14 protein-coding genes are annotated in these 14,486 nt (G+C 66.0%); 13 read left to right on the top strand and 1 reads right to left on the bottom strand.

The window, feature by feature from the left end; genetic code table 11:
- Positions 1-122: 122 nt before the first annotated feature.
- The 3 genes from H7F16_RS07235 to H7F16_RS07225 all read left to right on the top strand — a co-directional run bounded on the left by H7F16_RS07235 (position 123) and on the right by H7F16_RS07225 (position 4,568).
- Complete coding sequence (locus H7F16_RS07235) at positions 123-1,208, top strand: ABC transporter permease (RefSeq protein ID WP_185796909.1); 1,086 nt, start codon at positions 123-125, stop codon at positions 1,206-1,208.
- Between the two features lie 7 nt (positions 1,209-1,215).
- Positions 1,216-2,379, top strand: a complete 1,164-nt coding sequence (locus H7F16_RS07230; protein WP_422121110.1) for an ABC transporter permease — start codon at positions 1,216-1,218, stop codon at positions 2,377-2,379.
- A 101-nt stretch (positions 2,380-2,480) separates the two neighbouring features.
- Positions 2,481-4,568, top strand: coding sequence for a dipeptide ABC transporter ATP-binding protein (locus tag H7F16_RS07225; protein ID WP_185796908.1), 2,088 nt, complete (start codon positions 2,481-2,483; stop codon positions 4,566-4,568).
- A 63-nt stretch (positions 4,569-4,631) separates the two neighbouring features.
- Here the strand turns inward: H7F16_RS07225 and H7F16_RS07220 are convergent, their stop codons facing one another.
- Positions 4,632-5,231, bottom strand: a complete 600-nt coding sequence (locus H7F16_RS07220; protein ID WP_185796907.1) for a lytic transglycosylase domain-containing protein — start codon at positions 5,229-5,231, stop codon at positions 4,632-4,634.
- 187 nt (positions 5,232-5,418) lie between these two features.
- On the opposite strand from H7F16_RS07220, the gene ssb reads away from it, so the two are divergent.
- The 10 genes from ssb (at position 5,419) to H7F16_RS07170 (ending at position 14,365) form a co-directional block, all read left to right on the top strand.
- Positions 5,419-5,970 carry a single-stranded DNA-binding protein gene (ssb, locus tag H7F16_RS07215; protein WP_185796906.1) on the top strand — a complete coding sequence of 184 codons (552 nt, stop codon included), beginning with the start codon at positions 5,419-5,421 and terminating at the stop codon, positions 5,968-5,970.
- Positions 5,971-6,101: 131 nt separating this feature from the next.
- Entirely contained in the window at positions 6,102-7,418 is a 1,317-nt protein-coding gene (locus tag H7F16_RS07210) for a vanadium-dependent haloperoxidase (protein WP_206682584.1), read from the top strand.
- The gene (locus tag H7F16_RS07205; protein WP_185796905.1) at positions 7,415-9,049 is read left to right on the top strand and encodes a CRTAC1 family protein; all 1,635 of its coding nucleotides are present in this window, start codon (positions 7,415-7,417) and stop codon (positions 9,047-9,049) included. The genes H7F16_RS07210 and H7F16_RS07205 overlap by 4 nt, the downstream gene beginning before the upstream one ends.
- Positions 9,050-9,142: 93 nt before the next feature.
- A complete protein-coding gene (locus tag H7F16_RS07200) occupies positions 9,143-9,502 on the top strand; it encodes an SUF system Fe-S cluster assembly protein (RefSeq protein ID WP_185796904.1) in 360 nt (119 codons plus the stop codon).
- A gap of 102 nt (positions 9,503-9,604) precedes the next feature.
- The gene (locus H7F16_RS07195) at positions 9,605-10,222 is read left to right on the top strand and encodes a hypothetical protein (RefSeq protein WP_185796903.1); all 618 of its coding nucleotides are present in this window, start codon (positions 9,605-9,607) and stop codon (positions 10,220-10,222) included.
- Positions 10,215-10,928 carry a DUF3307 domain-containing protein gene (locus H7F16_RS07190; protein ID WP_185796902.1) on the top strand — a complete coding sequence of 238 codons (714 nt, stop codon included), beginning with the start codon at positions 10,215-10,217 and terminating at the stop codon, positions 10,926-10,928. Before H7F16_RS07195 ends, H7F16_RS07190 begins: the two co-directional genes overlap by 8 nt.
- Before the next feature lie 31 nt (positions 10,929-10,959).
- Positions 10,960-11,319, top strand: coding sequence for a HesB/IscA family protein (locus H7F16_RS07185; RefSeq protein WP_185796901.1), 360 nt, complete (start codon positions 10,960-10,962; stop codon positions 11,317-11,319).
- Positions 11,320-11,408: 89 nt separating this feature from the next.
- Entirely contained in the window at positions 11,409-12,152 is a 744-nt protein-coding gene (gene tpiA / locus H7F16_RS07180; RefSeq protein WP_185796900.1) for a triose-phosphate isomerase, read from the top strand.
- 84 nt (positions 12,153-12,236) lie between these two features.
- Entirely contained in the window at positions 12,237-13,184 is a 948-nt protein-coding gene (locus H7F16_RS07175; protein WP_185796899.1) for a DMT family transporter, read from the top strand.
- On the top strand, positions 13,184-14,365 hold the full coding sequence (locus tag H7F16_RS07170) for a cytochrome P450 (RefSeq protein WP_185796898.1): 1,182 nt from the start codon (positions 13,184-13,186) through the stop codon (positions 14,363-14,365). The genes H7F16_RS07175 and H7F16_RS07170 overlap by 1 nt, the downstream gene beginning before the upstream one ends.
- Positions 14,366-14,486 lie beyond the last annotated feature (121 nt).

Here is a 14,486-nt window from a genome sequence, read left to right as displayed (position 1 = left end):
GGTTCACGCGCGCCGCACTCCGACAGGCCCGTCCGCGGTGCGGTGCTGGCCGTGATTCACTGACAAACCGCACCCAAGTGCCTGCCACAAAGTGCATATCCCCCTTCGGGAAAGGGTGACCCATGCTGTTTTTCGTCCTGCGCCGACTTGGCGTCATGCTGCTGACGGCGCTCGCGCTGACCTTCATCGTCTTTTACATGACGAACCTGCCGCCGAACCTTGAAAAGCTTGCCAAATCCGAGGCTTCGGTCCGGATGGCGGACGACGCCGTGGCAAGCTGGCTGGAAGAGAACGGCCACGGCGGGCCGGTCCTCTTGCGCTATGCGCAATGGATCGGCGTGGCCCCGGGATGGGTGCGGCTGGAAGATGACGGCACGACGCGGGGGCGCTGCATCGCAAGCGGCATGGCCCCCGAGGACGCTCCCACCTATTGCGGCGTGTTGCAGGGCCAATGGGGCTATTCCACCGTGTTCAAGCAACCCGTCTCCGAGGTGCTGGGCCGGTCGGTCGGCGCCACGGGCTGGCTGATGCTCTGGGTGATGGTCGTGATGGTGCCGACCTCGCTGCTGCTCGGGGTGCTGTCGGGCATGCGCGAAGGCTCGCGCACCGACCGCGTCCTGTCGACCTTCGCCATCGCCTCGACGGCCACACCCGAATACGTCTCGGGCGTGATCCTGATCGCCATGCTGGCCTCGGCCACGGCGGGCATCTCGCCCCTCCTTGCCGACTGGGGCTGGATCTCGGGCAAGACCCTGTTCCAGGGCACCGCCACCAGCGCGATGGACGACATCACCTTCTGGAACTTTGCCCTGCCGGTCGCCACGATCGCGCTTTACGGCATCGGCTACATCGCCCGCATGACACGGGCGAGCATGACCGAGGTGATGACCCAGCAATATATCCGCACCGCGCGGCTCAAGGGCGTGTCCTTCAAACAGGTCGTCATGCGCCACGCGCTGCGCAACGCGCTGATCGCGCCCTTCACCGTGATCATGCTGCAATTCCCCTGGCTGCTGAACGGGGTGGTGATTTCGGAAACACTGTTCAATTACAAAGGCTTCGGCTGGACACTGGTTCAGGCTGCGGGCAACAACGACATCGACACCCTGCTTGGCTGTTCGGTGGTGGCGGTCTTCGTGGTCTTGGTGACGCAGCTGATATCGGACATCGGCTACGTCTTCCTGAACCCGCGCATCCGGCTGGCGTAAGGGGGAAATGACGATGCAGGACATGATGACATGGGGCCAGATCATCGCGGCCATCGCGCTGCGGCTGGTGCCGGTCTGGCTCTCGCTCGCGGCACTCTTCGCCGTCAGCTTCGCGCTCAAGCGCCGCCTCGGCCTTTACGGGCGCATCTTCGACAGCCCCGTGGGCATGATCGGCTTCGGCATGGTGATGTTCTGGGTCTTTGTCGCCTGCTACGCGGGGATGATCATCACCCATGACCCGCTGGTTCAGGTTTCGGGCATGAAGAACGCCCTGCCCGGCAGCCCGGTAAAGGGGGTCGAAGGCGCCTTCTACCTGCTCGGCGGCGACCATCTGGCGCGCGACGTGTTCTCCCGCGTGATCATGGGCGCGCGCGAGGTGCTGAAGATCGCCCCCGCCGCAACGGTGGTGGCCTTCATGGTGGGCATCACGCTGGGCCTGCCCGCAGGCTACATCGGCGGCAAGCTCGACACGTCGATCAGCTTCGGCTCGAACCTCGTTCTGGCCTTCCCGGTGATCCTGCTCTTCTACCTGCTCGTCACACCCGAAATCCGCGTGACATGGATTCCCACGGTGCTGGCCGCCATCCTCTTCATCTTTCCGGTGGTGTTCCTGACCATCCTCTTCAACTCGCGCTTCTTCACCAATCCGAAACAGCGCAACCTCTACGTGGGCGCGGTGCTGGTGATCGGGCTCTGGGCCTATTCCGGCCTTGCCTTCAACGCCGATCCGCTTGGCATCTGGTCGATGGACCCGAACGTGCTGAACGTCTTCGTCTCGGTCGTCTTCGTCAACTCGCCCGGCGTGTTCCGCATCGTGCGCGGCATGGTGATGGACATCAAGACACGCGACTATGTCGCTGCCGGCCAGACCCGGGGCGAAGGGCCGTGGTACATCATGCTGTGGGAGATCCTGCCCAATGCCCGCGGGCCGCTGATCGTCGATTTCTGCCTGCGCATCGGCTACACCACGATCCTGCTCGGCACGCTCGGCTTCTTCGGCCTCGGCGTGACACCCGAATCCCCCGACTGGGGGTCGACCATTAACTACGGCCGCCGCCTGCTCGCCATAGCGCCCCACCCCGCCGTGGTTCCCGCGCTGGCTTTGATGAGCCTTGTCCTCGGCCTGAACCTGCTGGCCGACGGCTTGCGCGAGGAAAGCATGAAGGACTGACCATGTCCCGTTCCGCCCGCTTCTTCTTTTCCCAAATATCCCACGGGGGCGCGGGGGTGTGAAACCCCCGCTCCTGCGCCATCAACCCGCGCGAGGCTGCCATGACTGACACCAACTGGGACCCGTCGAAACCGATCCTCGAAATCGAGAACCTCTCGATCAGCTTCTTCACCCGCCTGCGCGAGATTCCGGCCGTGATGGATTTCTCCTGCACCGTGATGGCGGGCGAGGCGATGGGGCTGGTGGGCGAATCCGGCTGCGGCAAGTCCACGGTGGCGCTGGCGGTGATGCGCGATCTGGGCAAGAACGGGCGCATCGTCGGCGGCTCGATCAAGTTCAAGGGCCGCGACCTGACCCATATGACCGAAGAGGAACTGCGCCACATCCGCGGCTCCGAGATCGCGATGATCTATCAGGAACCGATGGCCTCGCTGAACCCCGCCATGAAGATCGGCGCGCAGCTTGCCGAAGTGCCGATGATCCATCAGGGCATGGCCCGCGACGAGGCGTGGAAACTCGCCCGCCAGATCGTGGCCGATGTCCGCCTGCCCGACCCCGACCGTATCCTTGGCAGCTATCCGCACCAGCTTTCGGGCGGGCAGCAGCAACGCATCGTCATCGCGATGGCGCTGATGTCGAAGCCCGCGCTTCTCATCCTCGACGAACCCACCACCGCGCTCGATGTGACGGTCGAGGCGGGGGTGATCGACCTCGTCAAGGATCTGGGCCACAAATACGGCACCTCGATGCTGTTCATCAGCCACAACCTCGGCCTCGTCCTCGACGTCTGCAACCGCCTGTGCGTGATGTATTCCGGCGAGGCGGTCGAGACGGGCAACGTCAAGGACGTCTTCGACAAGATGCGCCATCCCTATACGCAGGCGCTCTTCCGCTCGATCCCGCTGCCGGGGGCGGACAAGAACTCGCGCCCGCTCGTCGCCATTCCGGGCAACTTCCCCTTGCCGCACGAACGCCCGCAGGGCTGCAACTTCGGCCCGCGCTGCGACTACTTTGCCGAAGGCCGCTGCAACAAGGCCGAAATCCCGATGGCCGACGTGGCCGACAGCAACCGCCACGAAAGCCGCTGCCTGCGCATCGGGGAAATCGACTGGGACGCCCCGCTGAAAGCCGCCAAGGTGTTCGAGAAGACACCCGTCGGCAAGGTGGTTCTCAAGCTCGACGACCTGAAGAAATACTACTCGGTCTCGACCGGCGCCTTCGGGGGCGGTTCGAGAAAGGTGGTCAAGGCCAACGAGACGCTGTCCTTCGAGGCGCACGAGGGCGAAACCCTTGCCATCGTGGGCGAATCCGGCTGCGGCAAATCCACCTTTGCCAAGGTGCTGATGGGGCTGGAAACCGCCACCAGCGGCGAGATCATGCTCTTTGACGAGAACATCCAGTCCACGCCCATCCAGCAGCGCAACACCGACACGATCAGCCAGGTGCAGATGGTGTTCCAGAACCCCTTCGACACGCTGAACCCCTCGATGAACGTGGGCCGCCAGATCATCCGCGCGCTCGAGATCTTCGACTACGGCAAATCCGATCAGGAACGCAGCGACCGGATGCTGGAACTTCTCGACCTCGTGAAATTGCCCCGCGCCTTTGCCGAGCGGATGCCGCGCCAGCTTTCGGGCGGCCAGAAGCAGCGCGTCGGCATCGCGCGGGCCTTTGCGGGCGGGGCCAAGGTCGTCGTGGCCGACGAACCCGTCTCGGCGCTTGACGTATCGGTTCAGGCGGCGGTGACCGACCTGTTGATGGACATCCAGCGCAAGAACCGCACCACGCTTCTGTTCATCAGCCATGACCTGTCGATCGTGCGCTACCTCTCGGACCGGGTGATGGTGATGTATCTGGGCCATGTGGTGGAAATGGGCACCACCGATCAGGTGTTCCAGCCGCCCTACCACCCCTATACCGAGGCGCTGCTCTCTGCCGTTCCGATTGCCGACACCCGCGTCATCAAGCAGCGCATCGTGCTCGAGGGTGACATTCCCTCGGCCATGAACCCGCCGCCCGGCTGCCCGTTCCAGACCCGCTGCCGCTGGAAGGGCAAGGTCGCGGGGAACCTGTGCGAGACGGTCATGCCGCCGGTGCGGATGCTTGAGGGCCAGCACCAGATCAAATGCCACCTGCCCGACGATGTGCTGGCGAACATGGAGCCGGTGATCAAGATGGCGGCCGAATAGGCGAAATCAGCCGCGTTTTCCGATGCATTCCCCGCGTCGGAAAGTGCCCTTTCGCGCCCGTGGTCAGCCGAGGATCGCCTTGACGTAATTCTGCGTCTCGTCGAATTCCGGCACGCCGCCCGCCGACTCGACCGCTTTCGGGCCTGCGTTATAGGCGGCCAGCGCCAGACGCCAGCTGCCGAACTTGTCATACATCATCCGCAGGTAACGCGCCCCGCCGCGCAGGTTTTCCTGCGGGTCGTTGATGTCCACGCCCAGCAGATCGGCGGTTTCCGGCATCAGTTGCGCCAGACCCGTTGCCCCCTTGGGCGACACGGCACCCGGGTTCCAGCCGCTTTCCTGCTGCACCAGCCGCAAGAACAGGTCTTCGGGCACATCATGCGCGCGCGCGGCCTCCTTGGCGGCTTCGAGGAATTCGCCTTTGTAGCTGCCGCGATAGGCGGGCAAGGGGCCATCGGCCAGAACCCCGCTGTAATCGGGCTTCAGCCGGACCGAGGCGGAATATTGCTTTGACAGCTTCCTGTCCATCAGGCGCGTCTGCGAGGCGAAGACATCCGAGCGCGAGGTGCTGCCGCCAAAGGTCAGGCCCTCGGCATGGGCTGCCCCTGCCAGCAGGGCAAAGCTGCTGGCCAAAAGCCATCTTCCGCCAAGTTGATACACCATTCCCGTCCCTGACGCCGATTTTGCGCCAGACTATTCCCGAATTGAGGCGTTTTGACCAGCCCCCTCGCCGCAACGGGGCGCAAAGCCGCAGCGGCTGATTGCGGCAGGCCGGTCGTGCCGCTATAGCGTTTTGTTAACCAAGCGGCGGATAGGGTTCCGTCACGGAAAAGATTCGGGAGAGGTACGAATGGCAGGTTCGGTCAACAAGGTCATCATCGTCGGCAATCTGGGGCGCGACCCGGAAGTGCGCAGTTTCCCCAATGGCGGCAAGGTCGTGAACCTGCGCATCGCCACCAGCGAGACATGGCGCGACAAGGCCACGGGCGAGCGCAAGGAGCGCACCGAATGGCATTCGGTCGCCATCTTCAACGAAGCCCTTGCCAAGATCGCCGAGCAATATCTGCGCAAAGGCTCGACCGTCTATATCGAAGGGCAGCTCGAAACCCGCAAATGGCAGGACCAGTCGGGCGCCGACCGCTACACGACCGAAGTCGTCCTGCGCCAGTATCGGGGCGAGTTGACGCTTCTTGGTGGCCGTGGCGAAGGCGGCGGCGGCGGTGCGGGCGGTGGCGACGACCGCGGCTATGACGATTATCAGGGCGGCGGCGGCTCTTACGGCGGTGGCGCATCGGGCGGTGCCCCGGCCGCGCGCGGTGGCGGCGGTGGCGGTTATGGCGGCGGGGCCGCAGGCGGCGGCGGCGGCCGTGCCAACGACATGGACGACGAGATCCCCTTCTGATCCCCGACAGTTTCCAAGGCCCGGCCCGCAAGGTCCGGGCCTTTTCCTTGCGCGCAAGCTCCCCCGCGGAATCCCCCTTGCCACGCCCCGCGGCGGCGTGGTTCCTTCGCTTTCGCGCTTGGGAGGGCCGGATGATGGGGTTTGCACGTTTTTTCAGCAGGTTCGCCGCCGTTCTGGCGCTTGCAACCCTGCCTCTGGCCGCGCCGGCGCAGGCCGCCAGCGATCCGGCCTATGTCATGGCCAACTGGTACAAGCTGATCCTCGAACTGATCCGCCATACGCCGACCTATTCGCCCCCCGTCGCCGCCCGAACGATGGGCTACCTTGGCGTCACGGCCTATGAGGCGACCGCCTCGGGCACCCCCGGCCTGACCAGCCTTGCCGGACAGGTGAACGGCCTGACCCCGCTGCCCCCCCGCGAAGCGGCTGCCTATGACGAGGGCGCCGTGATGGAAGCAGCCCTCACCGCCTCGGTCGAGTATTTCTTCTTCAACACTGGCCCGACCGGCCAGCGCGCCAAGGCCGCGATGGCAAAACAACTCGGCGCGCAGGCGGCCGAAGGGGTCGATCCCGACACCCTGTCGCGCAGCCGCGCCTATGGTCAGGCGGTGGCGGCCCATATCATCGCCTGGTCTGAAACCGACGGCGGCGCCAAGATCGAGAACATGGGCTTTCCCTATGCCTATGACGCGCCGAAGGGGCCGGAAAAATGGGTGCCCACCAGCCTGATCGTTCAGCAGCAGGCCCCGCTTCTGCCCGACTGGGGCAAGGTCCGCCCCTTTGCAATGAAGGACGGCGCCACCTGCGACCTGCCCCCCCCGCCCGCATATTCCGAAGACCCGGCCTCGGATTTCTACAAAGAGGCGAAAGAGGTCTATGATGTCTCGAAATCGCTTACCGACGAGCAAAAGCTGATCGCCCGCTTCTGGTCGGACGACCCGATGCTGACATGGACCCCGCCCGGACACTGGATGTATCTCGCCCTGCAACTGCTCGAAGAGGACAAGGCCGACGCCCCCCGCATGGCCGAGGTTCTGGCCCGGCTGGGCATGGTGACGGCCGATGCCTTCATCGGCTGCTGGCAGACGAAATACGAATACGACCTGCTGCGCCCCGTGACCTATATCCGCCGCGTGATCGACCCCAAATGGGAGACGCTTCTGATCACCCCGCCTTTCCCCGAATATCCCTCGGGCCATTCCACCCAGTCGGGGGCGGCGGCGGCGGTATTGAACGCGATGTTCGGCACCGACCGCGCCTTTGACGATGCCGCCCACGAGGACGAGGGGATGGAAGCCCGCCACTTCGCCAATTTCGACGCGGCCGCTACCGAGGCCGCGCTGTCGCGGCTTTATGGCGGCATCCATTTCCGCGCCGCCATCGACCGCGGGCTGGAACAGGGCCGCTGCATCGCCACCCATGTCATCGACCTGAGGATGGGGAAATGACGGCACTTCGCCTTACCCCCGCCCTGCTGCTGCCCGCCCTGCTGACCGCTGCCCTCTTGCCCGCGGCGGCAGGGGCGCAGGACCCTGCGGTCCCCGCCTATGCCGACGAAACCGCAAGCTCGGGCCTGACCCACAGCTTTACCGGCGAATGGACCTTCATGGTCGGCGGCGGCGCGGCCGCCTTCGATTGCAACGGCGACCTCAAGCCCGAGCTTTACCTTTCGGGCGGCACCGCAAAGGGCCAGCTCTTCCGCAACGACAGCGCCATCGGCGGCGCGCTGAAATTCACGCCCGTCGACAGCGGGCTGGATCTGGATCAGGTCGGCGGGGCCTATCCCGTCGACATCGACAGCGACGGGCAGACCGACCTTGTCCTGCTGCGCGTCGGCCCCGACAAGGTGATGCGCGGCTTGGGCGAATGCCGCTTTGCCGAGGCGACCGACTGGGGCTTCGACGGGCTGGACCTGTGGTCCACCGCCTTTGCCGCCACATGGGAAAAGGGCGCCGATTGGCCCACGCTTGCCATCGGCACCTATATCGACCGCACGCAAGAGGCCTTTCCCTGGGGAAGCTGCACCCCGAACCACCTCTATCGCCCCAAAGGCAAGGGCTTTGACGCCCCCCTGCCCCTGACACCCGGCTTCTGCGCCCTGTCGATCCTGTTCACCGACTGGAACCGGTCCGGCACGCCCTCGCTGCGCATGTCGAACGACCGCGAATATTACAAGAAGGGGCAAGAGCAGATGTGGAAGGTCGACCCCGGCCAGCCTCCGGCGCTCTATACCGACAAGGACGGCTGGGCGCGGCTGCGCATCTGGGGCATGGGCATTGCCAGCACCGATGTGAACCTTGACGGCTATCCCGACTATTTCCTGACCAGCATGGCCGACAACAAGCTGCAAACGCTGGCCGAGGTGCCCGAAGGCGGCAAGCCCAAGCCCAAATTCGCCGATGTGGCCTTTGCCAAGGGGGCCATCGCGCAGCGCCCCTACACGGGCGGCGACATCCGCCCCTCGACCGCGTGGCACACCGAATTTCAGGATGTGAACAACGACGGTCTGTGGGACATCTTCATCGCCAAGGGCAACGTCTGGAAAATGCCGGACTTTGCCGAGAAAGACCCCAACAACCTGCTGCTGCAACGCCCCGACGGCACCTTCATGGAGGCGGGCGACAAGGCGGGCGTCGCCAGCATGCGGCAGGGGCGCGGCGGGGCGCTGGCCGATTTCAACCTCGACGGTCTGGTCGACATCGCCGTGGTGAACCGCAACGAACCCTCCGAGATCTGGCGCAACACGGGCGCGGGTTCGGGTGGCGCGGCTGCTGCGGGCGGCATGGGGCATTGGCTGTCGCTCATGCCCGTCCAGCCCGCCCCGAACCAAAGCGGCATCGGCGGCTGGATCGAGGTGAAGCGCGCCGACGGGAAGATCTTGCGGCGCGAACTCACCATCGGCGGCGGACATGCGGGCGGGCAGCTTGGCTGGTGGCATTTCGGACTTGGCGAGGCCACGGAAACCGAAGCCCGCGTCCTGTGGCCCGACGGCAGCGAGGGCCCGTGGCAAAAGCTGGCGGCAGACGGCTTCTACCTTCTGGAACGCGGCAAAGACGCGCGGGCATGGCAGCCGCAGTAAAGGAACGGCAAAGGCTGGACCTCGGGACGCAATTCCCTATATATTCAGTCAACAACCGATTGGCCCGCTTTTGGCCTCACCTACGGACATGCCATGACCCAAGCTGAAAAGATCGAGGGCGCCCCCCTGATCGAGCCTTCGACCACCGAGCATCCGCTTTACGACAGCGTGGTCGAAGCCTGTCGCACGGTCTATGACCCTGAAATCCCCGTGAATATCTTCGACCTCGGTCTGGTCTACACCATCCAGATCGGAACCGAGAACGATGTCGACATCATGATGACCCTGACCGCGCCGGGCTGTCCCGTGGCGGGCGAGATGCCCGGTTGGGTGGCCGATGCGGTCGAACCCGTGGCAGGGGTGAAATCGGTCAACGTGCAGATGACCTTCGATCCGCCCTGGGGCATGGAGATGATGTCGGACGAGGCGCGGCTGGAGCTTGGCTTCATGTGACGCCGTGGCTTGCGCAACCCATGTGCAAGCCTTTTAACTTGCAAGACGCAAATGCAAGCCCATAGACTTGCATAAAGCCCGACATGGTGGCAAGATGCCGTCATGAAGCATTTCGCCGTCCTGACCGGAGACATCATCGCCTCGACCCAAGCGCCAGACCGTCTGGCGGCGGCGATGGGGCTGCTTGGCGATGTGGCCGCAGATCTGGCCCGCCTTTCCCCCGTAGCACCACGCCTCACGCGGTTTCGCGGCGATGGCTGGCAATGCGTGACGCCTGCCCCCCTTGCCCTGCGCGCGGCCCTGCTGGTGGCGGCGCGGCTCAGGGCGGGCGATGCCCGGCTGGAAACCCGCATCGCCATCGGCATCGGCGCCATCGACCAGACCGGAACCCGCGACCTTTCCGATGCGGCAGGCGCCGCTTTCACCGCCTCGGGCCGCGCGCTCGACCATATGGCGCGGGGGCGCGTCTGGGCCATCGCGGGACAGATCGCCCCCTGGCACGAGGCGCTGGTGGCCCTTGGCGAATGGCACAGCGCCCGCTGGTCGCGCGAACAGGCCGAGGCGATGGCGCTGGCCCTGACTGCGCCGGATATGACGCAATCACAGGCTGCATCGCGCCTGGGCGTCACACGTCAGGCTTGGCAAGCGCGGCTTTCGGGGGCAGGCTGGTCGGCGTGGCGTCCGGCCCTGTTTGCTTTCGAAAGTGCATTTGATGTTTGAAACCCTCGCCGCGCTGCTTTTCGCGCATGCTCTGGCAGATTTCCTGCTGCAACCCGCCGCGATGGCCGCCGCCAAGCGCCGCCCCGTCATGCTGGCAGCCCACGGCGGCGTGGTGCTGGCGACAGCCCTTCTGGCCAGCGGCAGCCTGCATCCTGCCCTGCTGGTGCTGACCGTCCTGCACATGGCGACCGATTACGCCAAGGCGCGGCTGCCTGCCCGCTTTGCCACCTTCCTTGCCGATCAGGCCCTGCATCTGGCCACCCTTGCCGCCATCGCCGCCACCGCCCCCGCGATCTGGGCGGGGGGCCTGTGGTCGGGGATGACAGCCCTTCCGCCGCTTTATGCCCTGCTTGCGGGCGCGATCATCGCCATCCGCGCGGGGGGCTTTGCCATCGGCCAGCTCATGCAGCCCTGGGCCGACCAGATCGCGCTCGACGGTCTGCCCGGCGGCGGGCGGGCCATCGGCCATCTCGAACGCGGGCTGATCTTCCTGATGGTGCTGGGCGGCATGGCCGAAGGCATCGGCTTTCTCATCGCCGCCAAATCCGTGCTGCGTTTCGGCACCGTGCGCGAAGAGGCGAAGCTGTCCGAATATGTCATCATCGGCACGCTCGCCTCCTTTGCATGGGCGCTTGTGACGGCTTTCGCCACTTTGGCGCTGCTTGCGCATCTGGCACCGCTTGGAATTCCTGACTTTACGCCCTAAGTTAAAGGCCAAGGACCAAGGAGCCTTCCAGATGTTCGGCATTCCCGGAAAACAGGCCGTCACCCTCACCCCCGCCGCCGTGCGGCAGATCAGGCGGCTGATGGACATGCAGCACAGCGCCGGCCTGCGCATCGGCGTGAAAAAGGGCGGCTGCGCGGGCATGGAATACACGATGGATTACGTGGCCGACGTCAACCCGATGGACGAGGTGATCGAACAGGACGGCGCACGGGTGATGATCGCCCCGATGGCGCAAATGTTCCTTTTCGGGACCGAGATCGACTACGAGACGTCGCTGCTTGAATCCACCTTCAAGTTCAACAACCCCAACGTGGCCGAGGCCTGCGGCTGCGGCGAGTCGATCAAGTTCAAGGACCAGCCCGCCGCCTGAGGATTTTTTCGGCGTGGCGCTGTCGACGCGGGCTTTCCCTTTTTGTGTGCAGCCTCTAACCCTTTCGCAGGGATTTAACGGAGTCGATTATGAAAAAGCTCGCGGCAGGCAACTGGAAGATGAACGGCACGGCAGCCAGCCTGTCCGAGGTCGCGGCCCTGCTACAGGCCCATCCGGCCCCCGCCTGCGAAATGCTGCTTTGCCCGCCCGCCACGCTGGTTGCCGCAATGGTGGCCACCGCCAAGGGCACGCCGCTTCAGGTCGGCGGGCAGGATTGCCACGTCAAGACCTCGGGCGCGCATACGGGCGACATCTCGGCCGCGATGCTAAAGGATGCGGGCGCCGCCTATGTGATCGTGGGCCATTCCGAACGCCGCACCGACCACGGTGAAACCGATGCGCTGGTGCAGGCCAAGGCCATCGCCGCACAGGGCGCGGGCCTGATCCCCGTGGTCTGCATCGGCGAGACCGAGGCCGAACGCGACGCCGGTGCCACGCTCGACGTGATCGGCACGCAGCTTCACGCCTCGGTCCCCGACGGATCGACCGCGGCCACCCTCGTCGTCGCCTACGAACCCGTCTGGGCCATCGGCACGGGCCGCACCCCCACCCTCGATCAGATCGCCGAGGTCCATGCCTTCCTCCGCGCCCGCCTGACCGCGCGTCTGGGGGCCGAGGCTGCGGGCGTGCGCCTGCTTTACGGCGGCTCGGTCAAGCCCTCGAACGCGACCGAAATCTTCGCCATTCCCCATGTGGATGGCGCGCTTGTCGGCGGGGCCAGCCTGAAGGCCGCCGATTTCGGGGCCATCGTCTCGGCGCTTTCGGCGGCCTGATCGCGCCCCCGAACGGTCGGTTGCGGAACAGCATTGCCCCGGCCTTGCGGGGGATGCTGGCCCCGACCGCTTTATGGACATGACATGACATCGCCCGCCGACACCGTCCCCCGCAGCTATTCCCCGCTGAGCGCGAACCTGATCTGCATGGCCTCGATGCTGATCTGGGCCGCCGCCCTGCCCGCGGCCGAGGTGCTGATCCGCCCTGTTCCCCCGATCATGCCGCCGCTGTCGCTGACCGCCGCGCGCATGGCGATGGCGGCGCTGTTCCTGCTGCCCGTCTGGATCGCGGTCGAGGGGATCGATGCGCTGCGCCGCACCAACTGGCTGCGCGGGCTGATGGTCGGCTCGATGATCGGGCTTGGCGCGCTGTTTCTGGTGATGGGGCAAACCCGCACGACGGCGGTGATGGCGGCGGTGGTGTCCTCGGCCATGCCGCTTGTCGGCATCACCATCGAAATCGTCCTCGACGGGCGCAAGCTGAACCGCGGCATCGTGATCGGGCTGCTGCTCTCGATCGCGGGCGGCATTCTGGCGGCGGGCAAGTTCGACGGGGGCCTCGGTTTCGGCCTCGGCGCGCTGCTCTGCCTCGCCTCGGTCGTGACCTTCACGCTGGCCTCGCGCCTGACCGTCACCTCGCTGCCGGGCCTGACGCCGCTCGGCTCGACCACGGTGACGGTGGTGGGGGCCGCCATCGCGGCCTGCCTCTTTGCCGCCGTCGGCATGGTGGCGGGCCTGCCGGGACCGGACTGGCCGGCCTTCGGCTGGTTCGAATTCGGCGCGCTGGCGCTGTTCGGCATCGGCGGGCTGGCGATTTCGCAGGTGCTCTGGATCGTCGCGGTCGGACAACTGGGCATCGCCATGTCCTCGCTGCACATCAACATGACGCCCTTCTACGTCATGGTGATCCTGCTGGCGCTTGGCGGGTCGTGGAACTGGATGCAGGCGGGCGGGGCCGCACTGGTGGCCGTGGGCGTGCTGATCGCGCAGGGGCTGATCGGGCGCAGGCTCATGGGAACGGCGCGCGCCTGATGCAAAGCCTGTCGCAATCGCCCACCGATCCCGCCTTTGTGCAGAACCCCTACCCGTTCTACGAACGCGCCCGCGCGGCGGGGCCGTTCTTTCACTGGACCGATTATTCCCTGCCCTGCACCGGCAACGCGGCGGCGGTCAACGCCATCTTCCGCGACCGCCGCTTCGGGCGCGAGGTGCCGCCGGAACTTGCCCGCCCCGTCCCCGACCATCTGCGCGCCTTCTACGCGGTCGAGGCGCATTCGATGCTCGAACTCGAACCCCCGCGCCATACCCGCCTGCGCGCGCTCGTCCTGCGCGCCTTCACCTCGCGCCGGATCGCGGCACTGGCCCCCGAAATCGCAGAGCTGAGCCACCGGTTGATCGACGCGATGCCCGATGGGGGCGCCGACCTCCTGCGCGACTTCGGGCAGAAACTGCCCGTCATCATCATCGCCCGCCTGCTCGGCGTGCCCGAGGACATGTCGGACGACCTGTTGCGCTGGTCGAATGCCATGGTGGGCATGTACATGGCCGGCCGCACGCGCGCGGCGGAAGACCGCGCCGATCGGGCCGCCGCCGATTTCGCATCCTTCCTGCGCGGCTATGTCGAGGCCCGCCGCGCCGATCCGCGCGACGATCTCATCACCCATCTCATCGCCGCCGAAAGCGAGGGCGAGCGTCTCACCACCGACGAGCTGATCGCAACCTGCATCCTGCTCCTGAACGCGGGCCACGAGGCGACGGTGCATACACTCGGCAACGGCGTCAAAACCCTGCTCGAAACCAGCACCCCCGCCACGGCCCTCGGCCCCGACCTTGTCGAAGGCACGGTCGAGGAGATTTTGCGCTACGACCCGCCGCTGCATATGTTCACCCGCTGGGCCTACGAGGATATCGAGGTCATGGGCCAAAATTTCCGGCGCGGCGACCAGATCGGCCTGCTGCTTGCGGCGGCGAACCGCGACCCCGGCGTCTGGGACAAGCCCGCCCGCTTCGATCCCTCCCGCCCGGTCCGCGCCAACGCAAGTTTCGGCGCGGGGCTGCATTTCTGCGTCGGCGCGCCGCTCGCGCGGCTCGAATTGCAGATCGCCCTGCCGATCCTGTTCGCGCGCCTGCCCAAGCTGCACCTTGCCGAAGCGCCGCGCTACGGGGATGTCTACCACTTCCACGGGCTGACGGGGCTTGCCGTCACCTATTGATCCGCCGCTTCATCCTTGCGGCAAATACTCCGGGGGGTGCGGGGGGCTGGCCCCCCGCCCTTTACGTCCCCCGCCCTTTACGCCCCCCGCCCTTTCCGGCCCCGGCCCTATCCGGCCCCCG

The organism is Paragemmobacter straminiformis, assembly GCF_014243445.1.
Lineage (GTDB): Bacteria > Pseudomonadota > Alphaproteobacteria > Rhodobacterales > Rhodobacteraceae > Paragemmobacter > Paragemmobacter straminiformis.
The sequence above is the reverse complement of the archived record's forward strand: the minus strand, read 5'-3'. Positions and strand labels throughout refer to the sequence as shown.

Coding starts and splice junctions, on each gene's coding strand:
- H7F16_RS07235 (WP_185796909.1), top strand. CDS start 123: ATGCTGTTTTTCGTCCTGCGCCGACTTGGCGTCATGCTGCTGACGGCG.
- H7F16_RS07230 (WP_422121110.1), top strand. CDS start 1,216: ATGACGATGCAGGACATGATGACATGGGGCCAGATCATCGCGGCCATC.
- H7F16_RS07225 (WP_185796908.1), top strand. CDS start 2,481: ATGACTGACACCAACTGGGACCCGTCGAAACCGATCCTCGAAATCGAG.
- H7F16_RS07220 (WP_185796907.1), bottom strand. CDS start 5,231: ATGGTGTATCAACTTGGCGGAAGATGGCTTTTGGCCAGCAGCTTTGCC.
- ssb (WP_185796906.1), top strand. CDS start 5,419: ATGGCAGGTTCGGTCAACAAGGTCATCATCGTCGGCAATCTGGGGCGC.
- H7F16_RS07210 (WP_206682584.1), top strand. CDS start 6,102: ATGATGGGGTTTGCACGTTTTTTCAGCAGGTTCGCCGCCGTTCTGGCG.
- H7F16_RS07205 (WP_185796905.1), top strand. CDS start 7,415: ATGACGGCACTTCGCCTTACCCCCGCCCTGCTGCTGCCCGCCCTGCTG.
- H7F16_RS07200 (WP_185796904.1), top strand. CDS start 9,143: ATGACCCAAGCTGAAAAGATCGAGGGCGCCCCCCTGATCGAGCCTTCG.
- H7F16_RS07195 (WP_185796903.1), top strand. CDS start 9,605: ATGAAGCATTTCGCCGTCCTGACCGGAGACATCATCGCCTCGACCCAA.
- H7F16_RS07190 (WP_185796902.1), top strand. CDS start 10,215: ATGTTTGAAACCCTCGCCGCGCTGCTTTTCGCGCATGCTCTGGCAGAT.
- H7F16_RS07185 (WP_185796901.1), top strand. CDS start 10,960: ATGTTCGGCATTCCCGGAAAACAGGCCGTCACCCTCACCCCCGCCGCC.
- tpiA (WP_185796900.1), top strand. CDS start 11,409: ATGAAAAAGCTCGCGGCAGGCAACTGGAAGATGAACGGCACGGCAGCC.
- H7F16_RS07175 (WP_185796899.1), top strand. CDS start 12,237: ATGACATCGCCCGCCGACACCGTCCCCCGCAGCTATTCCCCGCTGAGC.
- H7F16_RS07170 (WP_185796898.1), top strand. CDS start 13,184: ATGCAAAGCCTGTCGCAATCGCCCACCGATCCCGCCTTTGTGCAGAAC.